Origin of the sequence: Rhodococcus sp. 7Tela_A2 (assembly GCF_049311045.1) — a bacterium.
GTDB lineage: Bacteria > Actinomycetota > Actinomycetes > Mycobacteriales > Mycobacteriaceae > Rhodococcus.
Map to the genome: position 1 here is coordinate 1 of NZ_JAXION010000002.1, position 25889 is coordinate 25889.

Here is a 25889-nt window from a genome sequence, read left to right on the forward strand (position 1 = left end):
GTGGCGGAAGGTCAACGCGTTGCCTGCCGCGGCCCCACCGGGGCCGGAAAGTCCACCACCATGCGCATGCTGACCAGCCTCCTGACACCGACATCGGGCACGGCGACGGTCGCCGGGTTCGATGTCGTCCGCGACCCCGACCGGGTACGCGCCCACATCGGTTACATCGGACAGGGCAACGGCGGTGGCTACTCCTACAAAGTGCGCGACGAGCTGTACAACCAGGGCCGGTTCTACGGCCTGCCCGCACGCCGATACCGCAGCCGCGCTGCGGAACTCATCGAGGCGCTGGAACTCGGTGGGCTCGAGAAGCGCGGCATCCAATCACTGTCCGGCGGCCAGAAGCGCCGGTTGGATGTCGCACTCGGTCTCATGCACGAACCGCCACTGCTGTTTCTCGACGAACCCACCACGGGTCTGGACCCACACAGTCGAGCCAATCTGTGGGAGCACATCCAGGAACTCCGCCGGCGCACCGGTATGACGATCGTGCTCACGACGCACTACCTCGACGAAGCGGACAAGATGGCAGAACGAGTGGTGGTGATCGACCACGGCCGGATCGTCGCCGACGCGTCGCCGGGCGATCTCGAACGCGAGTATGCCGACGACGTCATCACCGCACGCGTCGCCTCGCCGGCCGTACTCGACGCCACCGAGGCGGCCGGGCTCGTCCGCCGGGCTCTCCCGCCGGACATCGGAGCCGTGGACACCGAGGTCTCGGGCGATGTCGTCACCGTCGTCATTGCCACAACCCACGGCGCCGAGCGGCTTCCCGCCGCGCTCGAAGCGATGCGTCTTGCCGGCCTGGCGGTGCTGTCCGCCTCGCTCACGCAGGCGAGCCTCGACGACGTCTTTCTCAACCTGACCGGTCGCAGCCTGCGAGAGGAGATCGCGTCGTGAACGTGCAGACCGACGTCCCACCGGTTCGTTCCCGCCCCGCCGACGTAACGGCACCACGGGCTGGGGCCGCAAAATTCACCGCCGACACCGCAGCGGTGTTCATCCGCGAGATACTGCTGCTGCTCCGCGACCCGTTCAGCCTTACGTTCTCGCTGCTGCAACCCCTCGTGTTCCTCGCGCTCTTCGGCCCGCTCCTCACGGGTGCACTCGGCGTCGGGTCCACCGCCGAGACGTTGCAGTGGTTCGTGCCCGGCGTGATCGTCATGATTGCGCTGTTCGGCACCTCGATGACGGGTTCGAACCTGTTGTACGAATTGATGACGGGATCCTACGAACGCGTACTCGCGACCCCGCTGTGCAGGTCTTCACTTCTCGTGGGACGAGCGCTGAAAGAGTTCGCGCCGCTCATGATTCAGGGTCTGCTCATCGTGATCGTGTGTGTGCCGTTCGGTTTCGAGTTGTACCCGTTCCATGTACTTGCGGGACTGGCGCTGCTCGGTGTGTTCGGAATCGGGGTGGGCGCACTGTCCTGTGCGCTTGCCCTCGCCGCCCAGAACCGCGAGTGGATGTTCTGGACCGTGCAGCAGACTCTGTTGTTCCCGCTCCTGATCCTGTCGGGAATGATGCTGCCGCTCGATGCGGGCCCCGCATGGATGCGGACGGTCGCGCTGCTCAACCCGCTGACCTACATCGTCGACGCCGAACGGGCGTTGCTCGGAGGTGCGGTTGCCGATCCGGCTGTCGCACGCGGCGTCCTTGCGGCAGTGCTGACCTGCGTGGTGGGGCTCGTCGTCGGGATCCGCCGGACCCGCCGAACCGTATAGCTCCGGGTCCGCCGCTACTCCGGACTCCACCGGACGCAGAAAACCCCCGCGGGCCGCTTGCGCGTCCCACGGGGGTCTCGTGGCGGAGGATAGGGGATTTGAACCCCTGAGGGCGTTAACCCAACCCGCGTTCCAGGCGAGCGCCATAGGCCACTAGGCGAATCCTCCGTGGGGAAGCATAGCGAATGTCCGGCCATAGTTACCAAACGGGCAGGTCGAACCACGGATTTCCGCCCCTGGGAGGGGGGTGGTGCGCGGCGTGCCGTACGTCCTCTACACTTGCCGATGGATCCCGCGCGGCGCGCATCCTGTGAACTCCCCCAGGGCCGGAAGGCAGCAAGGGTCAACGGGCTCTGCCGGGTGCGCGGGGTCCTCTTAATCTCCGCCGATGCCCGTGTCACCGTGCACGGTGAAAGGTCCTTCCGCATGCCTAGGCAGACCCAGTTCGGGTTGATGAGCCATGAGGAACTCGTCGCAGAGCACGAGCGCCAGTCCTCGAATTACGAGCGCTTGAAGACCGAGAAGCTGACGCTGGACCTGACGCGCGGCAAGCCGTCGCCCGAACAGCTCGACCTCTCTGCGGAGTTGCTGTCGCTGCCCGGGCAAGGCGACTACCGCGATGCGAACGGCACCGACACCCGTAACTACGGTGGCCTCACCGGCCTGCCCGAGCTGCGCGCGATCTTCGGCGAACTGCTGAACATCCCCGCTGAGAACCTGCTCGCGGGCAACAATGCGAGCCTCGAGATCATGCACGACCTCATCGTCTGGTCGATGCTGCACGGTACGGTCGATTCCCCCCGTCCCTGGTCGCAGGAGCCGGTGGTCAAGTTCCTGTGCCCCGCACCGGGATACGACAGGCACTTCGCGATCAGCGAGTCGCTCGGCATCGAGATGATCCCCGTTCCGGTGCGCGACGACGGACCCGACGTGCGGCTGATCGCCGATCTCGTCGCGAACGATCCGCAGATCAAGGGCATGTGGACGGTGCCCACCTATTCGAACCCGACCGGCGCGGTGTACAGCGAGGACGTCGCACGCGAACTCGTGTCGATGCCGACCGCGGCACCCGACTTCCGGATCTTCTGGGACAACGCGTACGCGGTGCATCCGCTGACCGAGAACCTGGCCCCGGCGATCGACATTCTGGGACTGGCCGCGCAGGCCGGACACCCCAACCGGGTCTTCGCGCTGGCGTCGACGTCGAAGATCACGTTCGCCGGGTCCGGTGTCAGCTTCTTCGGTAGCTCCACCGAGAATCTCGCGTGGTACCAGAAGCACCTCGGCATCAAGACCATCGGCCCCGACAAGGTCAACCAGCTCCGGCACCTGCGCTTCTTCGGCGATGCGGCGGGCGTCCGAGCCCACATGGCCAAGCATCGCGAGATCCTCGCGCCGAAGTTCGCGCTCGTCCGCCGCATCCTCGAGGATCGGCTGGGTGAGTCGAAGGTGGCGTCGTGGACCGACCCCAAGGGTGGCTACTTCATCAGCCTCGACGTCGTGGACGGCACCGCCAAGCGGGTTATCTCGCTCGCGAAGGACGCCGGCATCGCACTCACCGGTGCGGGCTCCGCGTTTCCGTACAAGAACGATCCCGACGACAGGAACATCCGGCTCGCGCCGAGTTTCCCGTCGCTCGGCGAACTCGAAAAAGCCATGGACGGCGTCGCGACGTGCGTCCTGCTCGCCGCCACGGAGAAGGCACTCGAGGCATAGCAGCTCCATCGGCTCGACGGCGGCCGGCCCCTGCCGCAGGCCGCGTGTCGGTCTTCGCCCCGGTGCCGGGGACCCGAACGAAAAGGCACGGTCCACGCTTGTTCCCAAGCTGTGGACAACCCTGTGGAATTCCGGTGGACCGAACGTGGACAACTGCGTTCGCAGTGCTCTGACCTGTGGTTCTCGGAGGAACGTGCGAATTCCACACCCTGTGATGAATGTCCGGTTCTGCGCGGCGTGGTTCGGTACGACGGTCGGAGCCGGTCCCAGGGCATCACGCCGGGCTGTGGCGTCGGCCATGCAGACCGGGGCATGATCGAGCCATGGACGCAACGCTGAATCTGGTGGGAGACCCCGACGCCGACGCCCTGCTCTCGCAGAATCCGGCGGCGTTGCTCATCGGGATGCTGCTCGACCAGCAGGTCCCTATGGAAACCGCGTTCGCGGGCCCGAAGAAGATCGCGGATCGCCTCGGCCGGCTCGACGTCCACGAGATCGCCGCGATGAAACCCGACGAGTTCATCGCGGTGTGTGCGCAGCCCCCCGCGGTGCACCGGTTCCCGAAGTCGATGGGGGAACGTATCCAGTCGCTGTGCACGTACCTCGTGGAGCACTACGACGGCGACGCCGCTGCGCTCTGGACCTCCGGTGAACCGGACGGCAAGGAAGTGCTGAAGCGACTGAAAGCGTTGCCGGGATACGGCGACCAGAAGGCCCGCATTTTCCTCGCGCTGCTCGGCAAGCAGGTCGGTGTGGAGCCGGCGGGCTGGCGAGAGGCCGCAGGCGCCTACGGTGACGAGAATTCCCGCCGGTCGATCGCCGATGTCGTAGACCAGCAGTCGCTGCTCGAGGTACGTGAGTTCAAGAAGGCGGCCAAGGCCGAGGCGAAGGCCGCGAAGAAATAGCCCGGTTGGGTCACCGGGCTACTTCGCTGCGAGCTCAGAGTTCGCGGAACCGTGGGATGAGATGCTCCGCGACGTGCTTCGCCTCGTCGATCAGCGGCCATCCCGCGAGGATGAGAGTGGTCAATCCCGTCTCGTCGCGCAGCGTGCGCACATGCCCGGTGATCTCGTCCGGTTCGCCGACGTAGTAGACCGCCGACGATCCGGTGGCGAAGATGTCCAGCGGCGACCAGGCGGTGATGCCTGCGTACAGACCGTCGCCGAGGTACAGGTCCTCGGGCTCGGGCAGTTTGCCGGCGTTGATCGTGTCGACCCAGCCCTGTCGCTGCGCATCGCGAGCGGTGAACGTCTCCAAGGTCTGCTGACCACCGGTCCGGCGGCGCACCGCATTGTCGAGAACCTCGCGGATCCGCTCGATCCCGGTCTTCTCGAACAGCGAGCGGAACCGGTCGAGCGCTTCGGCGCGATTCGGGCGCACGATCACGCCCGACAGACCACCGAAGTCGCTGAACTCGCGTCCCTCGGCGGCAGCGGATTCGCGCGCGGCGGTGAACTTGTCTCGGACGAAAGCGTTTTCGCGCAGCATCACCAGGTAGGCGTCGAGCACCTTGCCGGAGTTCTGCAGCCCGGCGGGGGAATCGCCTGTGCCCCAGAGAGGCACCGTGTGCCCGGGTTCGGGCGGATCGATCCGCAGCGGGGTGTTGGGGAAGTTCGACTCCGTGCCTTCGGCGTAGATGCGGCGGAAGTCGGCCCAGTACTGCTCACCGAGTTCGTAACGCCGGTCGTGCTCGACGTTCATGTCGTACTTGGTGAGGATGTTCTCCCGGCCGTTGACGGAATTGATCATCAACCGGCCACCGCTGAACGCATCGAAGGTCAGCGCCTTTTCGGCGAGGAGCCGCGCGGGTGTCATGTTGGCGTAGACCGCGACGAGGAACTTCATCCGGCTGGTGTGCGCCGCGGCCCACGTGGCGGAGATGAACGGGTCGTTCGGCCAGGTTGCCACGAGCGCACCGTCGAAACCGCCGTCGTCGATGGTCTTGGCCAGCTCGATCTGTCGCTGCCCGTCGACCGGGTACAGCCCGTCCGGGCTCCAGGGATAGTCGCCGTCCGCCTGGGTGAGGTACCAGAAGGTCTTGATGCCCATCAGTGTGCGTCCTTCGTCGGGAGATCGAGAGTGTCGATGTGTGCGCGGGCGCGAAGCGCCGCCGCATCGACGGTGAACAGTGCGTCGAGGTAGGCCACCGCGAACGAACCGGGACCGGTGGAGTTCTCCTCGGCGATCTCCGACGCGACCGCGACGTGGGTGTGGGCGGCCGCGAGGCCGATCAGCGGCGTCGGAGCGACCGCGAGGTACGCCGCGACCAGGCCGCCGAGCGAGCATCCGGTAGAGGTCACGCGGGGGAGCATCGCGCTGCCACCTCCGATACGCAGTCCGGTGATCTCACCGTTGCGGTCGCGGCCGACCAGGTAGTCGATCGGCCCCGACGCGGATACGGCGTCCGCATGCTCGAGCAGTGCCAGCGCGGCAGGCAGGGCGGCTGCGGCCTCGTCGGCACTGTCGACACCGCGGGTGTCGGAGCCGAGTCCGGCGAGCGCGATGATCTCGGATGCGTTGCCGCGGACCGCGGTCGGCCGGAACTCCAGCAGATCCGCGGCGAGACCGGTGCGCCAGGACAGGCCGCCGACCCCGACCGGATCCAGAACCCACGGCGTGCCGGCATCGTGTGCGGCTTCGGCGGCGCGGGTGAACGCGACGGCGGTCCCGTCGTCGGGCGTCCCGAGGTTGACGAGCACACCGCCGGCGATGCGCGCGAACTCTCCGGCTTCGTGTGCGTTGTCGATGTGCGCGTTGCTGGCACCGGCGGCGAGCAGCACGTTGGTGAGGAAGTTCGCGGAGACGATATTGGTGAGCGACTGCACCAGCGGCACTTGCGCGCGGAGCGCGTCGAGGGCCGAGACGAGATCGTCGACGGTGGGAGCATTCGTCGTGGTAGTCACAGAAATCCTGTCGGAGAAGGGGATTCGGGGCAGGGTCAGGACCGGGGACATCGCGTCATGCGTCGCCCTTCCCTTCCGTGACGGTCGATTCGGTCGCGGTCGTGCCGGTGGCCATGGGCAGCGCGGGATCTGCGGCCCACTCCTCGAGCGACCCGTCGTAGACCGCGATGTCGTCGCGTCCCGCCCGGACCAGCGCGAGCGCGACCAGGCACGCGGACACGCCACCACCGCAGTAGAGGATCACCGGACGTGCAGCGCCGGCGAGTGCCGCCTCGGCCAGTTCGGCAACGTGCGACGCGGACCGCAGGGTGCCGTCGTCGAGCAGGCTCTTGGCGGAGAGGTTGAGGCTTCCCGGGATGTGCCCGCGACGCGCGTAGCGGGTGGTCGCGGTGCCTGTGAACTGCTCGTGGTCGAGGGCGCAGACCAAAGTGCCGGAGTTGTCTCCTCGGACGACGCCGATGACGTCCTCCCGATCGCGCCACAGTCCGCGGTCGGTCAGGTCGGTACGGATGCCGGTGGTGTGCCGATCTGCGGCGTCGCCGGTCTCGACGGGAAGGCCGAGCGCGGTCCAGCGTGCAAGACCGCCGTCGAGCACGCGGGCAGGGATGCCGACGTTGCGCAGCATCCACCACAGGCGGGAAGCCCACGTCATGCCGCCGTCGTCGTAGACGACGATGTCGGCGCCGGGAGCGACTCCGAGTTCGGCCAGGGCTCGGGCGAGTTCGTCCGGAGTCGGGCGGGAGAAGTGCAGGGTGGGATGGCCGGCGCTGAGATCTCCGAGCAGATCGGCGTGCACCGAACCCGGCAGATGGGCGCCGCGCCAGGCTGCGTATCCGGATTCGGGGCGGTAGTCGCCGTCGAAACGCGGCTTGGGGAAGGACACCGTGGCGTCCAGGATCGTGTAGGTGCCGACGTCACGTGCCAGTGTTTCGGCGCTGATCAGCACCTGCTCGGAGGGTGAAGCCTGGTCGGGCACGCGTTCGTCCTTTCGTGGAACTCGTTTGCGACGCTAAACGACCACGAGCGTATACGCAAGTATTCGTGTGTCATCAATGGCATAATCGGCGGACACACCGGGATCAGCACACGGGGGCACACATGACCGAGCAGGACACTGCGGCAGAGTTGGGGAGTTCGCTCCTCGTAGTGCCGCCGACCGGGCGCGACGACCAGACGTCCAAGCAGTACCTGCGTCTGCGCTCGGACATCCTCGCCGGCAAGTTCCCGCGGGGTGCGGCTCTGCACGAGACTCAGCTCAGCGAGACGTACGGCGCGTCGCGCACGCCGATCCGGGAAGCGCTGAACTGGCTCGCCCACGACGGTCTGCTGGAACGCGCGAATCGCGGTTTCCGGGTGCGTTCGGGCACGCCCGAGGACGTGATCGAGATCTACGCCGCGCGAGTGGCGCTCGAGTCGGAGGCTGCGGGTGCCGCTGCCATCCGGCACACCGACCTGGATCTGGCCCGTCTGGAGCGACTTCACGACTCGTGTTGCCATGCGACGGGCGAGGTCGCGGTGCGAACGGGAAACTTCCGGTTCCACGAGGCGCTGTGGCAGGCCGCGCACAACTCCACGATCACCGCGCTGCTGGTGAGGCTGACCACTCAACTCCGGATCTACGACTCCGGCCCGCCGTCGAACTACGGCGAGCCCGACCTGCTCAACGACGAGCACGCCCAGATCCTCGACGCACTCCGGGCGCGCGACGAGACCGCGGCCCGCGAGCACATGCGCGCGCATCTCGAGCGCAGCCGGGAGCAGCGCATTCGGATGTTCGCGGGGAGCTGAGCGCAGGCCGCGTCGAACTCGGTCACCGTCGAACTCAGTCGCTCTCGGGCGACGCGGTCGTACCGTCGTCTTCCGCCAGAATCCGGTACAGCGCCTTCTTGGCATCGGTGAGCACCTTGTGTGCCGCGGTGACGTCCGCGTCGGTCCCGGTCGCGGCGACAGACCGTGCCGCGTGCTGCAACCCGTGCAGGGCTGCACGCAGGTCCGGTGTCTCCGCTTCGCGGGTGTGGCCTTCGAACGGGTCTGTGGGGACGTTCTCCGGGTCTTCGACGAGAGCGCGGCCCTCGTCGGTGAGCGAGACGAGCTTGCGTCCGCCGTTCTTGTCGACGACGACGAGTCCTTCGTCCTCGAGTTGGGCGATGGTCGGGTAGATGGCACCCGGGCTGGGCCGCCATGCCCCGCCGGTGCGTTCGGCGATGGCCTGCATGAGCTGGTAGCCGTGCATCGGCTCGTCGGTGAGCAGCATCAGGACGGCGGCGCGCACGTCGCCGCGCTGCGCACGGCCCCGGCGTCCGCCGCGGGGTGGGTGCCCGCCGCGATGCGGCCGGGGATGAGGCCCTCCTCCGGGGTGTTGCGGCGTGCCCCGCTGCGGGCCGTCGGGACGGAACGGGCCGTCGGGGAAGAAGTCGTGATCGTGTCCGGCGCGACGCGCGCCGTGGGGGAATCCGTGGATGCGCATGAGGTGCACTCCCTTCCTGTAGATACGATCAAGATAGAACGCGATATATCGTTACGTCAAGGGTCGGATATGAACTGACCCACGCAACGCCTCTCCCGCGCGGCCGGGACCAGGGGATGTGCCGGCGACGCGGAGACCGACCTGCTCATGTGTCGGCCCGCGCCGGTACTCTCGGCGCGTGGCCCTGTACCGGAAATATCGACCCGCGACCTTTGCCGAGGTGGTGGGGCAGGAGCACGTCACCGTTCCCCTCGGCACCGCCCTGGATACCGGCCGTATCAACCACGCCTACCTGTTCTCGGGTCCGCGCGGATGCGGCAAGACATCGTCCGCCCGCATCCTTGCCCGTTCGCTCAACTGCGAAAAGGGACCGACATCCACGCCGTGCGGTACCTGCCGGTCGTGCATCGCGCTCGGTCCGGGCGGGGGAGGCAACCTCGACGTCACCGAACTCGACGCCGCGAGTCACGGCGGCGTGGACGACACCCGCGAACTCCGCGACCGCGCGTTCTATGCGCCGGCCGAGTCGCGCTACCGCATCTTCATCATCGACGAGGCGCACATGGTCAGCACGCAGGGCTTCAACGCCCTGCTCAAGATCGTCGAGGAGCCGCCCGAGCATCTGATCTTCGTCTTCGCGACCACCGAGCCCGAAAAGGTGCTGCCGACCATCCGGTCGCGTACCCACCACTATCCGTTCCGGTTGCTCGCTCCCACCGCCATGCGCGGCTTGCTCGAAGAGATCTGCACGCGGGAGAACGTCCCGGTCGCCGACGCGGTCTACCCGCTGGTGATTCGTGCCGGAGGCGGTTCCCCACGCGACTCGCTGTCGGTGATGGATCAGCTGCTGGCCGGTGCCGGACCGGAGGGCGTGACCTACGAGCGGGCCCTGTCGCTTCTCGGCGTCACCGACGTCGCGCTCATCGACGAGGCGGTCGATGCCCTCGCTGCCGGAGACGGCGCGGCGCTGTTCGGCACCGTCGAGAAGATCATGGACGCCGGTCACGACCCGCGGCGATTCGCCGTCGACCTTCTCGAGCGGTTCCGCGACCTGATTCTCATGCGCACCGTCCCCGATGCTCCCGAGCGCGGCCTGATCGACGTTCCGGGTGACGTCCTCGAGCGGATGCGCGACGAGGCGTCACGGATCGGATCGGCCACGCTCACCCGTTACGCGGAGATCGTCCACGCCGGGCTGGGGGAGATGCGAGGTGCCACCGCGCCGCGTCTGCTGCTCGAAGTGATGTGCGCCCGCATGTTGCTTCCCGCCGCCTCCGATACGGATTCGGCTGTGCTGCAACGACTCGAACGGCTCGAGCAAGGCATGGTCGCGGCGCGGCCCGCCGCCGCACCGGCCCGCGGCACCGCTCCGGAACGAGAGACGCCGGCAGATGCCGTCGTCCCGCCGCAACCGGCGGGAGCGACGGACGAGGTCGCGACCCGATTCCGGCGGCCGTCCCAGCGCCAGGCGACGCCGCCTTCGCAGCCCGACACCACGGTCCCGGCAGCTCCGCCTGCTCCGTCCGAGCCCGACCCGGTGTCGCCCCCCGTGCGGGATCGGCAGCCGGCCCCGCCGGTTCCCGCGCAGGATGCGGTCCGGGCCGGAGACAGCCCGTCCGGCACGCCGGAACCCGACGCCGTTCCGGAGCCCCGGCGTACTCCCGATCCGGAACCGGCTGCGGCACAGTCGCTGTCGCCGGAGGTTTCCGAGGTCCCCGCGCCGGTAGCGGCAGGACCCGACGCCGCCGCGATCCGCGCGGTGTGGTCCGAGGTCCGGGCGAAGGTGCGAGACCGCAGCCGCACCGTCGAGGTCATGCTGTCCGGTGCGACGGTGCGCGAAGTCGACGGTAACCGCGTCGTCCTCGTCCACGACTCTGCGCCGCTGGTCAAGCGACTGGCCGAGCCTCGCAACGCGACCGTGATCGCCGCCGCCCTCGGCGACGTCTTCGGCGGCACGTTCGAAGTCACATGCCTGCACGGGTCTGCACCGGCCGCCCCGGTCACAACCGCTCCCGCACAAGCACAGTCGAAGCAGTCCGGGCAGCCTCGCTTTTCCCGTCCGAGCCAGGCGAAGCAGACACCTGCCCCCTCCCCGGCGCCGTCCGGACCGCAGGGGTCTCCGCAGAATGCCTCCGCGGCGCCGCCCGACGACGACATCCCGCCGCCCGAAGCGCCCGACCTGCCCGACGACCCCGGACTCGAGCCTGGCTACGTGCCGCTCCCGCCCCCGGACCCGTCTGCGGTGACCCCCGAGGACGTCGAGCAGATGTTCGCCGAGGCCGCCACCCCGGGCGATCCCTCGGCGCGGCGCGACCCCGAAGATGTCGCGATCGAACTGCTCGAGGACATGCTGGGAGCGAAGCGACTCGACGAGAAGTAGCGGCGGGTCAGATACCGTCCTTGGTCTCGAGTCCCACGGCCTGCTGCACTTCCTTGCGATCCTTGGTCAGCTTCGGCCGCTGATCGGCGAGTTGCTCCATCAGATCGCTGCGGGCGACTGCCCAGTGTCAGAGCGAACCCCGTTTCTTCGACCGTCTTCGCGGTGCGTGTTCTGACGGAAGGTCGCTCGGTTCGGTCACGGACCTCGATCGCTTCGGTCCTTACTGCTATGGGCCACACCTTCTACGGTGGTGTGAAGTTGGGCACGACGGCTCCGAGCGGGGCCGTCCGTGCTGTTACTCCGCAAGCACGGGAAGGAACCTGCGCACTGTGACCACCGAGGCATTCATCTATGAAGCCATCCGAACACCACGAGGCCGAGGCAAGAAGACGGGATCGTTGCACTCCGTCAAGCCGATCTCTCTGGTAACCGGCCTGATCGACGAACTGCGCGTCCGCTTCCCCGACCTGGACGAGAACCGCATCTCGGATCTCATCCTCGGCGTCGTGGGCCCGGTCGGCGATCAGGGTGCCGATATCGCTCGCACCGCCGTCACCGTCGCCAACATGCCCGCCACCACCGGTGGTGTCCAGATCAACCGTTTCTGCGCGTCCGGCCTCGAAGCCGTCAACATGGCTGCGCAGAAGGTCCGCTCCGGCTGGGACGAACTGGTCCTCGCCGGTGGTGTCGAGTCCATGTCGCGCGTGCCCATGGGTTCCGACGGCGGCGCGTGGATGCTCGACCCCGCCACGAACTACGACAGCTACCTCGTGCCCCAGGGCATCTCGGCAGACCTGATCGCGACCATCGAGGGCTTCTCCCGCGAGGACGTCGACGCCTACGCACTGCGTTCGCAGCAGCTCGCAGCCGCAGCGTGGTCCGGTGGCTACTTCTCGAAGTCGGTCGTGCCCGTCAAGGACCAGAACGGTCTGACGATCCTCGAGCAGGACGAGCACATGCGTCCCGACACGACCCTCGAGGGTCTGGCGAAGCTGCAGCCGTCGTTCGCGTCGGTCGGCGAGATGGGCGGCTTCGACGCTGTCGCGCTGCAGAAGTACCACTTCGTGGAGAAGATCAACCACGTCCACCACGGCGGTAACAGCTCGGGCATCGTCGACGGCGCGGCTCTCGTGCTCGTCGGCTCCGAGCAGGCCGGCCAGGATCTCGGTCTCACCCCGCGTGCCCGCGTGGTGGCGACGGCCACCTCGGGTGCCGATTCGACCATCATGCTCACCGGCCCGACTCCCGCCGCCGAGAAGGTGCTCGCCGCCGCCGGTCTCACCGCCGACGACATCGACCTCTTCGAGATCAACGAGGCGTTCGCGTCCGTCGTCCTGAAGTTCCAGAAGGATCTGAAGATCCCGGACGAGAAGCTCAACGTCAACGGCGGCGCCATCGCGATGGGTCACCCGCTCGGCGCTACCGGCGCCATGATCACCGGCACCATGATCGACGAGCTCGAGCGCCGCGGAGCCAAGCGCGCCCTCGTCACCTTGTGCATCGGTGGCGGTATGGGCGTGGCCACCATCATCGAGCGCGTCTGATACCCGGAAGGATTCGAAATACAGTGACCGACAACATGATTTCTTGGGATCAGGACGCCGACGGCATCGTTGTGCTCACCCTGGACGACCCCAACCAGGGCGCGAACACCATGAACGCGCTTTACAAGTCCTCCATGAAAGCCACCGTCGACCGCCTGGTCGAGGAGAAGGACTCGATCAGCGGTGTGGTGATCACGTCGGCGAAGAAGACCTTCTTCGCCGGAGGCGACCTCCGCAACATCATCGCGATCGGCCCGGACGACGCGCAGGCCGCGTTCGACGAGGTGCAGGACATCAAGGCAGACCTCCGTCGCCTCGAGACCCTCGGCAAGCCCGTCGTCGCCGCCATCAACGGCGCGGCCCTGGGCGGTGGCCTCGAGATCGCTCTCGCGACCCATCACCGGATCGCCGCGGACGTCAAGGGCGTTCAGATCGGCCTGCCCGAGGCCAGCCTCGGCCTGCTGCCCGGTGGCGGCGGTATCACCCGCACCGTGCGTCTGCTCGGCATCCAGACCGCGCTCCTCTCGGTCCTGCTGCAGGGCAACAAGTACAACGCCGTGAAGGCCAAGGAGATCGGCCTGGTTCACGAGGTCGTCGGCAGCGTCGACGAACTCGTTCCCGCTGCGAAGGCGTGGATCAAGGCCAATCCCGAGGGTGGCGTTCAGCCGTGGGACGTCAAGGGATACAAGATCCCCGGCGGCACCCCGTCGACCCCCTCGCTCGCCGCGAACCTCCCCGCGTTCCCGGCGAACCTGCGCAAGCAGATCAAGGGCGCGCCGATGCCGGCTCCGCGCGCGATCATGTCCGCCGCGGTCGAGGGCTCGCAGGTCGACTTCGACAACGCGTCGACCATCGAGTCCCGTTACTTCACGGAACTGGCCACCGGCCAGGTCGCGAAGAACATGATCCAGGCGTTCTTCTTCGACATGCAGGCCATCAACTCCGGCGCGTCGCGTCCGAAGGACGTGCCCAAGCGTGAGATCAAGAAGATCGGCGTGCTCGGCGCCGGCATGATGGGCGCGGGCATCGCGTACGTCTCAGCGCGTGCCGGGTACGAGGTCGTCCTCAAGGACATCAGCATCGAGGCCGCCGAGCGCGGCAAGAACTACTCGGAGAAGATCGAGGCCAAGGCACTCTCGCGTGGGAAGACCACCGAGGAGAAGTCCAAGGAACTGCTCGGCCGCATCCACCCGACCGCCGACGCGGCCGATTTCAAGGGTGTCGACTTCGTCATCGAGGCCGTCTTCGAGAGCACCGAGCTCAAGCACAAGGTGTTCCAGGAGATCGAGGACATCGTCGAACCCGACGCGCTGCTCGGCTCCAACACCTCGACGCTGCCGATCACCGGTCTCGCCACGGGTGTGAAGCGTCCCGAGGACTTCATCGGGATCCACTTCTTCTCGCCGGTCGACAAGATGCCGCTGGTGGAGATCATCAAGGGTGAGAAGACCTCGGACGAGGCGCTGGCCCGCGTGTTCGACTACACGCTCGCGATCCGCAAGACCCCGATCGTCGTCAACGACAGCCGTGGATTCTTCACCTCGCGAGTCATCGGCACGTTCGTCAACGAGGCCATCGCGATGCTCGGCGAGGGCATCGAGCCCGCGACGATCGAGCAGGCCGGTTCGCAGGCGGGCTACCCGGCTCCGCCGCTGCAGCTGACCGACGAGCTGAACATGAAGCTCATGCAGAAGATCGCCAAGGAGACCGCGGAGGCCGCCAAGCAGGGCGACACCAAGATGGGCGCCACCCGTCACCCCGCGCTCGACGTCATCGACTGGATGGTCGAGCAGGGTCGTCCGGGTCGTCTGGAGAAGGCCGGTTTCTACGAGTACGACGAGAACGGCAAGCGTCAGGGCATCTGGCAGGGCGTGCGCGATCAGTTCAAGACCGTCGCGACCCTGGATGTTCCGCTGCAGGACCTGATCGACCGGATGCTCTTCGCCGAGGCCATCGAGACGCAGAAGTGCTTCGACGAGGGTGTTCTCGAGACCACCGCCGACGCCAACATCGGTTCGATCCTCGGCATCGGCTTCCCGGCGTGGACCGGTGGTGTCTCGCAGTTCATCACGGGATACGCGGGCGGCAAGGCCGGCTTCGTGAAGCGGGCCGAGGAGCTCGCCGCGAAGTACGGTGAGCGCTTCACCCCGCCGGCGTCGCTCCGCGACTGACCTGCGCAGGCACGTCCGATAGACCGGACGGGCCCCGAAGCGCTGCGGGGCCCTTCCTCGTTCCGGCTACGGCGTCATCGGTGTGAGGCCGCCGGCGGCGGGGGCTATGCGACCCACCACGGGCGCAGGGGTACCTGCGGACGCTGGTCCGCGCCGAGCTTGACGCCGAGCACGTGGTGCAACTGGATGATGTTGCGTTCGAATCCGAGCCGGGACCCGGCCATGTACAGGCCCCACAACCGCGCGGTGCCCTCGCCCACCTCGGCGACGCACGCATCCCAGTTCTTTTCGAGGTTTTCGCACCAGCCGGCGAGGGTGTACGCGTAGTGCTGCCGGAGGTTCTCCTCGTGCACCACTTCGAATCCGACGTTCTGCGCTTCGGTGATGATGCGGCCGGAGCCGGTGAGTTCCCCGTCGGGGAACACGTACCGGTCGATGAATCCGCCGGCCTTCACCCGCCCACGGTTGTGCGGGCGCGTGATGCAGTGGTTGAGGAGCAGCCCGCCCACCCGCAGCTTGTCGTGCAGGAACTGGAAGTACGCGGGGTAGTTCCCGACGCCGATGTGCTCGGTGAGGCCGATCGACGAGATCGCGTCGAATCCGGTTTCGGTCACGTCGCGGTAGTCGGAGTGCCGAACCTCGGCCAGATCGCCGAGCCCTTCGTCCGCGATCGCCTGCCGCGCCCACTCCGCCTGCTCGCGCGACAGGGTCACCCCGAGTGCCTTCACTCCGCGGCGCGCGGCGAAGCGCACCATTCCGCCCCAGCCGCAACCGATGTCGAGGAGACGGTCACCGGGTTGCAGGCGGAGCTTTTCGAAGATGAGGCGGTACTTGTTCTCCTGGGCATCGTCGAGTTTCTGGCTCTCGGAATCGAAGAGAGCGCACGTGTACGTCATCGTCGGGCCGAGTACGTACTCGTAGAACGTGTTGGACACGTCGTAGTGGTGATGGATGACCTCGGCATCGCGATTCTTGGAATGCCGGAGACCTTCCGCGACGCGGCGCCATCGGGGCAGATGTTCCTGCGGCGGCGGCGCGATCGGCCTGAGCAGTTCCGTACCGAGCGACCGGACGATCTGCGCGAGGACGCGGGCCGGGGGGCGCTCGAAGTGCATGTCTCCCAGGGCGGCAAGCAAGGCGTAGGGGTTACCGGGATGAGCGCCGCGGATCTCGAGTTCACCGGAAATGTATGCGCGCGCCATCCCGAGGTCGCCGGGGGCGGTCGCGATGTAGGTCGCGCCCTTGGGCGACGCGAGATGAAGGGCGTAAGGGGAGTTTTCCGGACCCGCGGCCGAATTGTCGTACGCCGTGAAACGCAGCGGCATGGCGCCGCCCGTGACGGTTTCGACGATCTTCGCGAGGGGGATCTTGTCATCGGCCGGGCGCACGCCGGCCCAAGGCTCGGACTTGAACGTGGTCATCTTCTTTGCACCGCCTTCGAGAAAAGGTCCAGTAAGCGGGACCGCGGGTCGTACTTCTTCTTGAGTGCGGTGTATTCCCCACCGCTGTAATACAGTTTCTCGAACTCGTCGCGTGTGTAGTACGAGTCGGAGTACAGGGATTTGTGACCGTCGAGTTCCGCCACCTTGTTTTCGATGAGCCGGTTCGCGGCACCGTCGACCCCGCCGGGATCGGCGGGCACCGAGGACCAGAAGCCGACGTTGACATACGTGCGTTTGGGTTCGAGGGGATACAGCGGCCACGGACGCTGGGCATCGAACGACGCACCGCCCGGTCCGTGACGCTCGCGCAATCGCAACGGGCACAGCCATATCGGCTCGATGGGGGTTTCTTCGAGGAACCAGCGCACGAATTCCTCGGTGCGTTCGACCGGTACCTCGATGTCCTGCACGACACGTTCACGAGGGGGATTGCCCTTGCGTGCCTCGATACGATCGGCGACCGCGTATTTGTGGTCCAGCGCGATGAGCTTCCAGTAGAAACTGCTGCGCAGCAGTCGCTTCGGCCAGAACCGGCGGATTCGGGGGTCTTGTGCCCCGAACGCCCGCGAACACCAGAACCAGTCGGTGTCCCAGCGCCACAGGTAGTCGCGGATCGTGAGCCGATCGGTTTTGGGATGGTTGACCGACGCGTGCTGGATGGACCGGTAGTAGATGTCGCGTCCGGTGTAGTCGGATACCGGACCCGGTTCGTCCGTCTGGACCCCGAGTGTGAGGTAGCTTTCCTCGGCGGAGAAGACGACGCCGTCGATGTAGTCCACGGCGACACCGGCATACACGCGGTCGGCGGTGATTCGGTCGAGCGCTGCCTGCATCTCGGCGAGTGAATCGAACCGCAGATGGCGCAGGGCAACGAACCGTTTGACCGGTTCGAGTTCGATCCTCAGGCGGGTCGCGTATCCGAGGGACCCGTACGAATTGGGGAATCCTCGGAACAGATCCGAGTGTTCGCCGTCGGGCCGCGCCGTGACGATCTCACCTGCGCCGGTGAGGATGTCCATCTCGAGCACCGATTCGTGGGGCAGACCGTTCCGGAACGAGGTCGACTCGATTCCGAGACCGGTGACGGCGCCGCCCAGGGTGATGGTCTTCAGTTGCGGAACCACGAGGGGAGCAAGCCCGTAGGGCAATGTCGCGTCGACGAGGTGTTCGTAGGTGCACATCCCGGCGACATCCGCGGTGCGGGTACGCGGATCGACCGACACGACACCGCCGAGGCCGGAGACGTCCAGCCCGGGGGCATCCACTTTCGCGCGGGCACGGAAGAGATTCGACGTTTTTTTCGCGAGCCGTACCGGCGCACGCTCGGGAATGTTGCGGTACGAGCGCAACAGTCGTTCCACACCTTCGCGGTGAACCTGCAGTCCGTACGGACTCGTGGCACGTGACGATCCCAGCATGAGCATCGACTCCCCTGCGGCGCTGCTTGATGGCACACCCACAATAAACCCGTGGCTCGTGCCCGTCCCGGTACTGAGGAGAAGGCAGGATGGACGGAGAACTCGTCCACGAGCAATATCCGACCGACTACGGAGGAAATCGACATGGCACAGGTCAGTGCGAGCAGTTCGATACAACTGGAGGCAGCGCCCGACAAGGTGCTTGCCGCCCTCGCCGATTACGAGACGGTGCGCCCGCGCATCCTGTCGGATCACTACCGCGACTACCGGGTGATCTCGGGTGGCCGGGGTGAGGGCACCGTCGTGCATTGGATTCTCCAGGCCACCGAGAAGCGGCAGCGCGATGTGCAGGCCACCGTCTCCGTCTCCGGCAGCACCATCACGGAGACGGACGCGAACTCGTCGCTCGTGACCACCTGGAGCGTCGTGCCCCACGGCACGGGTTCGACGGTGGTCGTCCTCACCGGCTGGAACGGAGCGGGCGGTATCGGTGGATTCTTCGAGAAGACCTTCGCGCCGATCGGGCTGCGCAAGATCCAGCAGCAGGTCCTTCAGAACCTGAAGAACGAAGTGGACTGAACTCTCCGTCGTATCACCGCAGACGGTGGACGACTACCCTGGACAGACAAACGTGCAGAAAGGACGTGTCCGTGCAACCCGGTGGAATGCCCGACATGCAGCAACTCCTCGCTCAGGCCCAGCAGATGCAGCAGCAACTGATGGCCGCTCAGAACGAAATGTCACAGGAGGAGGTCACCGGTCAGGCCGGTGGAGGCCTGGTGACCGCGACGGTGAAGGGCACGGGTGAGGTCGTCGCCGTGCACATCGATCCGAAGGTCGTCGATCCCGACGATGTCGAAACCCTGCAGGACCTGGTGGTCGGTGCGATCGCCGACGCATCCGCGAAGGCGCAGGAGAGTGCCGCCGAGAAGCTCGGCCCGCTCGCCGGCGGTCTCGGCGGCGGCATTCCCGGCTTGCCCGGTCTCTAGAGGTTCGCGTTGTACGAAGGACCGGTACAGGACCTCATCGACGAACTGGGCAAGCTTCCCGGCGTCGGGCCGAAAAGTGCGCAGCGCATCGCGTTCCATCTGTTGTCGGTGGAACCTCCCGAGATCGACCGACTCCAGGCGGCGTTGCAGAAGGTGCGCGACGGGGTTCAGTTCTGTGAGGTGTGCGGCACCGTGTCGGATCGGGAGCGGTGCAGGATCTGTTCGGACCTCCGGCGCGACCGCACACAGATCTGTGTGGTCGAGGAACCCAAGGACGTGCAGGCGATCGAGCGCACCCGCGAGTTCCGCGGCCGCTACCACGTGCTCGGTGGTGCGCTCGATCCGCTCAACGGCATCGGGCCCGATCAGTTGCACATCCGGGAACTGCTCACCCGGATCGGCAACCAGGAGGACGGCGTCGACGTCTCCGAGGTGATCATCGCGACCGATCCCAACACGGAGGGCGAGGCCACCGCGACGTATCTGGTCCGGATGTTGCGCGACTTCCCCGGGCTGACCGTGACGCGCCTCGCGTCCGGCCTGCCGATGGGCGGTGACCTCGAGTTCGCGGACGAGCTCACCCTCGGACGTGCGCTGTCGGGCCGGCGAGCGATGTGACCGGCGGAGCCGCGGACGACATCGCTCCGGACGAACCCGAGAAGCGCCGACGGAGTTCGGACGAGACGCGCAAGCTGATCCTCGATGCGGCGGGCAAGGCGTTCGCGACCCGGCCGTACCGCGACATCACCCTCAAGGACATCGCGGTGGACGCGGGGGTGAGTGCTCCGCTGATCATCAAGTACTTCGGCTCGAAGGAGCAGTTGTACGAAGCGCTGGTGGACTTCCAAGCCGGCGCGCAGGTGCTGTTCGACGGCCCGCTGGAGACGCTGGGGGAGCGGATGGTTGCGATGTTCGCCCGTCCGCTCGAACCGTACAAGCCGTTGTCCATGAACATTCTGTTCATGAGCGGGGCGAGCGACGAGAGCAATCGGCTGCTGCGTGAGAACTATTCGACGCAGATGATCGATGCCCTTGCCGCGAGGCTGCCGGGCGTCGATGCGAGGTTGCGCGCCGAACTCGCGATGTCGGCGGTGATGGGTCTCGCGATCATGCGTCGTCGCATGATGCGGGAGCACGCCACGGGGACGCTGGACGAGGTCGTGGCCCTCTACGCACCGGTGGTGCAGGCGCTTCTCGACGGCATTCGGGAGTGAATCGTCTCACTCGTGTTGTGAGGTAAATGGGTGTTCACCTAATCTGGTGAACACCCATTCACCTATGCCGAGGAGGGTCCTTGACAGTTTCGGTCCCTCTGCGGCTGTCCGTGCCCCGCCGGTTCCGTCCCGCGGAACGAACCCGCATCGACGCTTCCGCTGCCCGTCGTCCGGACCTTCGCCGGTTCGTCTTCGCGGTGCTCGCCGTCGGAGCCGTCTTCCAGGCGATCATGCAGACGGTCATGGTGCCGCTACTGCCCAGCATGCCGGGCTTCACCGGTGCCGGACCGACCGCGGTGTCGTGGTTGGTGACGGCGACGCTGCTGGTCGGCGCGGTGATGACACCGATCTTCGGCCGCCTCGCCGACATGATCGGCAAGAAGAAGATGCTCCTGATCGCATTCACGGTGATGACCATCGGATCGCTGATCTGCGCCATGACCTCGAACATCGGGCTGCTCATCTTTGCGCGCGGCCTGCAGGGAGCGGGCGCCGCAGTGCTTCCGATCGGCATGGCGATCCTGCGCGAGGTGCTGCCGCGCGATCGCGTGGACCGCTCGGTTGCGATGCTCAGCTCGACCCTCGGCATCGGCACCGCGATCGGAATCCCCTTCGCCGCAGCCATCGTGCAATTCGCCGACTGGCACCTGCTGTTCTGGGTCACCGCGGCCATCGGTGCGGGCGTGACGCTTGCGGCGTGGTTCGTCGTGCCGGAATCGGACAGCCGCGCGGGCGGGCGCTTCGACGTGGTGGGTGCGGCCGGACTGTCGGCAGCACTGATCTGTTTGCTGGTGCCCATCACCCAGGGCAGTTCGTGGGGCTGGACGAGCCCGGCAGTGCTGTCCATGGCCGCATCCGCCGTGGTCGTCTTCGGCATCTGGGGCTTCCAGCAACTGCGCAACCGCAATCCGCTCGTCGACCTTCGCGTCGCCGCTCGGCGTTCCGTGCTCACCCCGCACCTGTCGGCGTTGCTCGTCGGGTTCGCGTTCTACGGAAATACACTCATCACCACCCAGTTGCTGCAGGCACCGCGGGGCGAGGGCGCGGGATACGGTCTGACGATCCTTCAGGCGGCGGCGTGCCAGCTCGCCGCGAGCGTCGCCATGATGATCTTTGCGATCGTGGCGTCGCGGATCACCGAGCGATTCGGTCCGAAGGTGACGATCATGATCGGTGCGCTGTTCCTGCTCGCCGGCTACGGCATCCACGCGGTGCCGGACAAACCGCTCTGGCTGGTCGTGGCCGCGATCTTCGTCGCGGCAGTCGGCACGTCGCTCGTGTACTGCACGTTGCCGGTGCTGATTCTCGGAGCGGTCCCCCTGGAGCAGAACGCAGCAGCCAACGGCGTCAACGTTCTGCTGCGCACGGTGGGCAGCACGGTGTGCAGCGCAGTGGTCGCATCGGTGCTCGCCGCTCACGCCTTCGCGGGCGGTGTGAGCACCGCCGGGTTCGTCATCGCCTATCTGGTGTGTGCCGCATGCGCGATCGTGGTCTTCGCGTCGGCGTTCGCGCTGCCGTCACGACAGACGCGTCGGCCCCGCTCGACGACAGTCTGACGGCGGCGGGGGTCTGACGGCGACGGGCGGGGCCTGGGCGCTGCGACGTCAGTGCTGCTCTACGCCGAGGTCGCGCGGGCGGTATCCGAGCGGGTAACCCGGGTAGGTCCGGTTGCTCGGATTGCTTGCGGAGAGCGACGCCCGCCGTTTCGGGAAGCGGCGGACCAGTGCGGACCGTGCGCGCAGCGCACCCTCGGACACCGCCCGCATCCGAGCCGAGCCCTTCGGGAACCCGAACGCCGCGGCCATCCGGTCGTCGATCAGCGAGTACACGACCTTCTCGACTCCACCGCGCAGCGGTTTCGGGTACCAGGACTGGAACAGCCGCAGCGTGTAGGTCCCGATGGCGTGGTTGTCGTCGCTGTAGACGAACCTCGTCCGCTCGTACTCCTGCTTGAACCGGTAGTACTCCTGGAACGTCTCCGGAATGTCCTTGATACCCATGCGGATACCGACCTGCCGGTAGAAGTGGAACGACGCGAGACGTTCGTTCGGGTGGAGGCGACGCCACCCGTACCTGTCGATCCAGTCGAGCGGGTCGAACGCGAAGGTCGACAGCACGTACAGCATGTCGTCGTTGTCGATCGAGTACTTGCCGTGCATCCGGTTGATGTTCCGCAGCGATTCGCGGCCGCGTTCGGCGTCGTATCCGTGCTCGACGAGTTCGGCCATCAGCAGCGCTGTGTCGTCGTAACGCTTCTGCGGGCGCTTCTCGAATTCACCGGTGCGCGCGAGGAGTGCGGAAATGGTGGGAACGCAGTACGTACGGAACAACGCGAATTCGAGGGAACGCTGGTAGTCCCAAGGGAATTCGTACCCGGCGGTGATCCGGTGGATGTCCTGGTGCTGCGTCACCGGGTCGAGTTTCTCGATGACCTTGACCCACCCCATGCGACCCCGCCGCGGGCGAGGCTCGCGGTCCGGGGGCGAGAACGTTCCTGCCTTCTCGATACGAGCCGCGGGACTCGCCACCACGGCCGCCTTGCGGCTGCGGGTGCGCGGGGGAGTGGTCGTCATCCGGTCACCTTCCGTGCATGTACTTGAGCATGAGTTCGGAGATCCTCAGGTCACGCGCCGGCCGCTCGAGGCTCATCAGTTTCAGTGGGGAACTGAACCTCTCCACCGTGACCGACTTGGGGCGGCTGAACTCGCGAAGACCGTCGGCGCCGTGGATGCGTCCGAAGCCCGACTCGCCGACGCCACCGAACGGCAGCGACGCGATGGCGGCGAAACCGAGCACCGAGTTGATCGACACCATGCCGTTGCGCAGGCGCTCGGCGAGCTCGCGTCCCTTGGACTTGTTGCCGATGAAGATCGACGCCCCGAGACCGTATTCGGTGCCGTTGGCGCGATCGACCGCCTCGTCCAGGTCGCGAACCTGGTTGACCACCACCGTGGGACCGAAGGTTTCTTCGCACACGGCCGTGGACGTCTCGGGGACGTCGGTGAGGATGACTGGTCCGATGACGAGACCCTGGATCGAGTCGAGGCCGCCGAGTACCGCTTTGCCCCCGCTCGCGAGCGCATCCTCGATATGGCCGCGCACGACGTCCACCTGGCGCGGCAGAGTCATCGGGCCGTAGGTCGAATCGGTGTCCCCGCCCGGATGTGCGCGCGAGACGGTCGCGGTGAGCTTGTCGAGGAACTCGCGGTAGACAGGCTCGACGACGTAGATCCGTTCGACGCCCGCGCATGTCTGGCCGGCGTTGCCGAACGCACCGAAGGCGGCGAATTCCACCGCCTTGTCGATGTCGGCGTCGGCCGCGACGATCATTGCGTCCTTACCGCCACACTCGGCGACGAGCGGGGTCAGCGTCTCGGCACACGCGGCCATGACTTTGCGTGCGGTGGGACCGGATCCGGTGAACGCGACCTTGTCGACACCCGATCGGACCAACGCCGAACCCGTTTCCCCGAGACCCGTGATCACCTGGAACACAGGCTGGGACGGGGAAATCGAGTTCCACTTGTCCTCGAGCCACTTTCCGACGCCCGGCGTGAGTTCGCTCGGCTTGAAGACGACCGCGTTTCCTGCGGCCAGCGAGTAGGCAATGGAACCCATCGGCGTGTAGACCGGGTAGTTCCACGGCCCGATCGCACCGACGACGCCGAGCGGCTTGTACTCGAGGGTGGCCGCCTGGTTGAAGCTTGCGACGCCCGACGGGACCCTGCGCGGGCGAAGCACCTTCTTCGCGTTGCGCGCGGCCCAGTCGAGGTGTTCGACCGCGAGCAGGACTTCGAGGAACGCGTCCCCGTACGGCTTTCCGGTCTCCCTCGACACGACGGTGGCGAGCGAGGTGGCATCGGACGCGATGGCTTTCTTGAACTCGAGCAGCCACTCCCGGCGTCCGCGGAATCCCTGCGCCTCCCACCAGCGTGAGGCGATCCGTGCGCGGTCCACGGCGGCGGCAACCTCGGCGGCATCGGCGATCGGATACTCGGCGATCACCTCGCCGGTGCGGGGGTCGAGGCTGGCGAACGTGTCGGAGTTTTCCGAGGCGGCACCCGCCTTCGCGGTACCCGCTTCCGAGGTCTCCGAGGGACTGAGATTCTGGGTCATGACCGACACTTCCTGTGGACCGCATCAAATATATTTGATGTGATAGCTGTAGTGGACATCACATTAGGCGCTGTCGCGGTGATTGGACAACCCCTGTGTGCAGTTGTCCGGACTACCTCAGGAGACGATATGTCGGCACCCACACCGAGCACCGACAAGGCCAGTGAGCGGGGCGGGATCCGGCCGCGGGCGGGGTTGCCGATGCGGCGGCGACCGCAGTTGTCCGACGAGGTCGCGGGGCACTTGCGCGGCTCGATCATGTCGGGCGCGCTCCGGCCCGGAGATTTCATCCGCCTCGACGAGACGGCCGCCGAACTCGGGGTCAGCGTCACGCCGGTGCGCGAAGCGCTCCTCACGCTGCGGGGCGAAGGAATGGTCGAGTCGGCGCCGAATCGTGGATACCGGGTCTCGCCCCTGAACAGGTCCGACATCGACGACATCTTCTGGTTGCAGGGGCAGATCGCGGTGGAACTGGCGCTGCGCGCCGTGGATCGGGTCACTGCCGAGGATCTCGTGCGGCTCGCGGAACTCAACGAGCGGTTGCGCTCGCTCGTCGCTCTTCCCGGCGGCGCGGTGCCGGATGTGGAGCGGATCGCCGACGCGGAGTTCGACTTCCATCGGGAGGTCAACCGCATCGCGGGCAGTCCCAAACTCGCCTGGTTCCTCAACAATGCGGCACGTGTCATCCCGTACCGCCTCTACGCACGCGACACCGGGTGGGGGACGAAGGCGGTCACGGCGCACACCAAGCTCATCGAGGCGATGCGGGTCCGCGATCACAACGAGGTGATCACGCAGACCCTGGTGCAGTTCGACGACGCGGCGGAGAGGTTGGTCGAGCATCGCCGGCGGGTGGTGACGGACCGGCCGGGGGTGTAGGACCGGCGCTTGCCTATCTGAACACGGGTGTGCACAATTCGAATGACCGTGCTGCATCCGTATTCCCGTCAGGAGAGCCCATGGTGACCCGCACCGGAGAGGGCGCACCCCGCGTCGCCACCGAGTCCCGTCCGATTCCGCCCGGCTCCGTCGACCTCGCCGATTTCGTGGGTGAGTCCATGTTGCTCCTCGGAGCAGGGGCCACTGTTCTCCTGCAACTCGCGGAGCGAGGAGTCGGGCACGGCGTTGCCGAGCACAGCACCACGTTGCAACGGCCGCTCGACCGGCTGCGGACCACCATGACCTACGTCTACGCGGTCACGCTCGGTTCCCCCGAGGAGAAGCAGCAGATCGTGCGGATGGTCAACAAGGCCCATGTGCCGGTGCATTCGGAGACGTACAACGCGTTCGATCCTGAACTCCAACTGTGGGTGGCGGCGACGCTGTACCGCAACGGTGCGGAGATGTACTCGCGCATGTTCGGCGAACTCGGCGACAACGACCTCGAGCACCTGTATCGCCAATCGGCGGTGTACGGAACCGCGCTTCAGGTCAAGGAACACATGTGGCCGGCCACGCGAGCCGACTTCGAGGCGTACTGGGACGAGAAGATCGCGTCGTTCGAGGTGGACGCGAAGGTTCGTGCCTTCACGCGCCACCTGCTTTCCGGTGGCGACGCCCCCCTCGCAGTCCGCGCGCTGATGCCCGTGCAGCGGTTCATGACGATAGGCCTTCTGCCGCAACGGTTGCGAGAGGAGTTCGCCCTTCCGTGGAGTCGGCGCGACCAGCGCCGATTCGACCTCTTCTGGAAGGTCTTTCCCCCGCTCTATCGCCTCGTCCCGAGGCCGATCCGGCAGTTGTCGGCGACGTACTACCTGCGCGACATGCGCCGCCGCATGGCAGCGCAGCAGCATCTCATCTGA

23 protein-coding genes, 1 tRNA gene and 1 other RNA gene are annotated in these 25889 nt (G+C 66.7%); 16 read left to right on the forward strand and 9 right to left on the reverse strand.

All coding sequences use genetic code 11. The features are described from left to right. Together TVH25_RS00445 and TVH25_RS00450 are read left to right on the forward strand one after the other, a co-directional pair. Positions 1-903: ATP-binding cassette domain-containing protein (locus tag TVH25_RS00445; RefSeq protein WP_422423095.1), on the forward strand; the 903-nt coding region annotated here is incomplete at its 5' end. Next, on the forward strand, positions 900-1727 hold the full coding sequence (locus tag TVH25_RS00450; RefSeq protein WP_378528561.1) for an ABC transporter permease: 828 nt from the start codon (positions 900-902) through the stop codon (positions 1725-1727). The genes TVH25_RS00445 and TVH25_RS00450, both read left to right, overlap by 4 nt. An 80-nt stretch (positions 1728-1807) precedes the next feature. Here TVH25_RS00450 and TVH25_RS00455 read toward each other — a convergent pair. Then, positions 1808-1895 (reverse strand) — tRNA-Ser (locus tag TVH25_RS00455). A 116-nt stretch (positions 1896-2011) separates the two neighbouring features. Here TVH25_RS00455 and ffs point away from each other — a divergent pair. The 3 genes from ffs to TVH25_RS00470 all read left to right on the forward strand — a co-directional run bounded on the left by ffs (position 2012) and on the right by TVH25_RS00470 (position 4348). Beyond that, positions 2012-2106, forward strand: an RNA gene (gene ffs / locus TVH25_RS00460) — signal recognition particle sRNA small type. 47 nt (positions 2107-2153) lie between these two features. Continuing rightward, positions 2154-3443: an aminotransferase class I/II-fold pyridoxal phosphate-dependent enzyme gene (locus TVH25_RS00465; RefSeq protein ID WP_422423096.1), complete on the forward strand. Its 1290-nt coding sequence runs from the start codon at positions 2154-2156 to the stop codon at positions 3441-3443. Positions 3444-3766: 323 nt separating this feature from the next. Then, complete coding sequence (locus TVH25_RS00470) at positions 3767-4348, forward strand: HhH-GPD-type base excision DNA repair protein (protein WP_422423097.1); 582 nt, start codon at positions 3767-3769, stop codon at positions 4346-4348. Between the two features lie 34 nt (positions 4349-4382). Here TVH25_RS00470 and TVH25_RS00475 read toward each other — a convergent pair whose 3' ends face one another. The 3 genes from TVH25_RS00475 to TVH25_RS00485 are packed head-to-tail and all read right to left on the reverse strand — an operon-like array spanning position 4383 to position 7322. Next, the gene (locus tag TVH25_RS00475; protein WP_422423098.1) at positions 4383-5492 is read right to left on the reverse strand and encodes an LLM class flavin-dependent oxidoreductase; all 1110 of its coding nucleotides are present in this window, start codon (positions 5490-5492) and stop codon (positions 4383-4385) included. Continuing rightward, positions 5492-6346, reverse strand: a complete 855-nt coding sequence (thiM, locus tag TVH25_RS00480) for a hydroxyethylthiazole kinase (protein WP_422423099.1) — start codon at positions 6344-6346, stop codon at positions 5492-5494. Before thiM ends, TVH25_RS00475 begins: the two co-directional genes overlap by 1 nt. A 55-nt stretch (positions 6347-6401) precedes the next feature. Next, positions 6402-7322: a sulfurtransferase gene (locus TVH25_RS00485; protein WP_422423100.1), complete on the reverse strand. Its 921-nt coding sequence runs from the start codon at positions 7320-7322 to the stop codon at positions 6402-6404. Between the two features lie 122 nt (positions 7323-7444). Between TVH25_RS00485 and TVH25_RS00490 the strand changes: the two genes are divergently transcribed. Then, positions 7445-8134, forward strand: coding sequence for a GntR family transcriptional regulator (locus TVH25_RS00490; protein ID WP_169622566.1), 690 nt, complete (start codon positions 7445-7447; stop codon positions 8132-8134). A gap of 34 nt (positions 8135-8168) precedes the next feature. On the opposite strand, the gene TVH25_RS00495 is transcribed toward TVH25_RS00490, so the two are convergent. After that, positions 8169-8813 (reverse strand): PadR family transcriptional regulator, encoded by a 645-nt coding sequence (locus tag TVH25_RS00495; protein ID WP_422423101.1) that lies wholly within the window; start codon positions 8811-8813, stop codon positions 8169-8171. Positions 8814-8991: 178 nt separating this feature from the next. Here TVH25_RS00495 and TVH25_RS00500 point away from each other — a divergent pair, with 178 nt between their 5' ends. The 3 genes from TVH25_RS00500 (at position 8992) to TVH25_RS00510 (ending at position 14908) form a co-directional block, all read left to right on the forward strand. Beyond that, complete coding sequence (locus TVH25_RS00500; RefSeq protein WP_422423102.1) at positions 8992-11193, forward strand: DNA polymerase III subunit gamma and tau; 2202 nt, start codon at positions 8992-8994, stop codon at positions 11191-11193. A 329-nt stretch (positions 11194-11522) separates the two neighbouring features. Continuing rightward, the gene (locus TVH25_RS00505; RefSeq protein ID WP_169622581.1) at positions 11523-12737 is read left to right on the forward strand and encodes an acetyl-CoA C-acetyltransferase; all 1215 of its coding nucleotides are present in this window, start codon (positions 11523-11525) and stop codon (positions 12735-12737) included. Between the two features lie 35 nt (positions 12738-12772). Further along, on the forward strand, positions 12773-14908 hold the full coding sequence (locus tag TVH25_RS00510; protein ID WP_206037306.1) for a 3-hydroxyacyl-CoA dehydrogenase NAD-binding domain-containing protein: 2136 nt from the start codon (positions 12773-12775) through the stop codon (positions 14906-14908). Positions 14909-15012: 104 nt separating this feature from the next. On the opposite strand, the gene TVH25_RS00515 is transcribed toward TVH25_RS00510, so the two are convergent. Together TVH25_RS00515 and TVH25_RS00520 are read right to left on the reverse strand one after the other, a co-directional pair. Continuing rightward, a complete protein-coding gene (locus TVH25_RS00515) occupies positions 15013-16329 on the reverse strand; it encodes a class I SAM-dependent methyltransferase (protein WP_422423103.1) in 1317 nt (438 codons plus the stop codon). Further along, positions 16326-17768, reverse strand: a complete 1443-nt coding sequence (locus TVH25_RS00520) for an FAD-binding oxidoreductase (RefSeq protein WP_422423153.1) — start codon at positions 17766-17768, stop codon at positions 16326-16328. The genes TVH25_RS00515 and TVH25_RS00520 overlap by 4 nt, the downstream gene beginning before the upstream one ends. Positions 17769-17912: 144 nt before the next feature. Here TVH25_RS00520 and TVH25_RS00525 point away from each other — a divergent pair, with 144 nt between their 5' ends. From TVH25_RS00525 to TVH25_RS00545, 5 genes are all read left to right on the forward strand, one after another. Further along, the gene (locus tag TVH25_RS00525) at positions 17913-18347 is read left to right on the forward strand and encodes an SRPBCC family protein (RefSeq protein WP_169622584.1); all 435 of its coding nucleotides are present in this window, start codon (positions 17913-17915) and stop codon (positions 18345-18347) included. Positions 18348-18433: 86 nt separating this feature from the next. Beyond that, the gene (locus TVH25_RS00530; RefSeq protein WP_378528584.1) at positions 18434-18757 is read left to right on the forward strand and encodes a YbaB/EbfC family nucleoid-associated protein; all 324 of its coding nucleotides are present in this window, start codon (positions 18434-18436) and stop codon (positions 18755-18757) included. Between the two features lie 9 nt (positions 18758-18766). After that, positions 18767-19375 (forward strand): recombination mediator RecR, encoded by a 609-nt coding sequence (gene recR / locus TVH25_RS00535; protein ID WP_169622585.1) that lies wholly within the window; start codon positions 18767-18769, stop codon positions 19373-19375. Between the two features lie 20 nt (positions 19376-19395). Beyond that, positions 19396-19971, forward strand: coding sequence for a TetR family transcriptional regulator (locus TVH25_RS00540; protein ID WP_422423154.1), 576 nt, complete (start codon positions 19396-19398; stop codon positions 19969-19971). A 146-nt stretch (positions 19972-20117) separates the two neighbouring features. Next, positions 20118-21527 (forward strand): MFS transporter, encoded by a 1410-nt coding sequence (locus tag TVH25_RS00545; protein WP_378528582.1) that lies wholly within the window; start codon positions 20118-20120, stop codon positions 21525-21527. 48 nt (positions 21528-21575) lie between these two features. Here the strand turns inward: TVH25_RS00545 and TVH25_RS00550 are convergent, their stop codons facing one another. Beyond that, the gene (locus tag TVH25_RS00550; RefSeq protein ID WP_422423104.1) at positions 21576-22544 is read right to left on the reverse strand and encodes an oxygenase MpaB family protein; all 969 of its coding nucleotides are present in this window, start codon (positions 22542-22544) and stop codon (positions 21576-21578) included. Positions 22545-22548: 4 nt separating this feature from the next. Further along, positions 22549-24087: an aldehyde dehydrogenase family protein gene (locus tag TVH25_RS00555; RefSeq protein ID WP_422423105.1), complete on the reverse strand. Its 1539-nt coding sequence runs from the start codon at positions 24085-24087 to the stop codon at positions 22549-22551. Positions 24088-24216: 129 nt separating this feature from the next. Between TVH25_RS00555 and TVH25_RS00560 the strand changes: the two genes are divergently transcribed. Together TVH25_RS00560 and TVH25_RS00565 are read left to right on the forward strand one after the other, a co-directional pair. Then, entirely contained in the window at positions 24217-24966 is a 750-nt protein-coding gene (locus TVH25_RS00560; RefSeq protein ID WP_422423107.1) for a GntR family transcriptional regulator, read from the forward strand. 80 nt (positions 24967-25046) lie between these two features. Then, positions 25047-25889 carry an oxygenase MpaB family protein gene (locus TVH25_RS00565; protein ID WP_422423109.1) on the forward strand — a complete coding sequence of 281 codons (843 nt, stop codon included), beginning with the start codon at positions 25047-25049 and terminating at the stop codon, positions 25887-25889.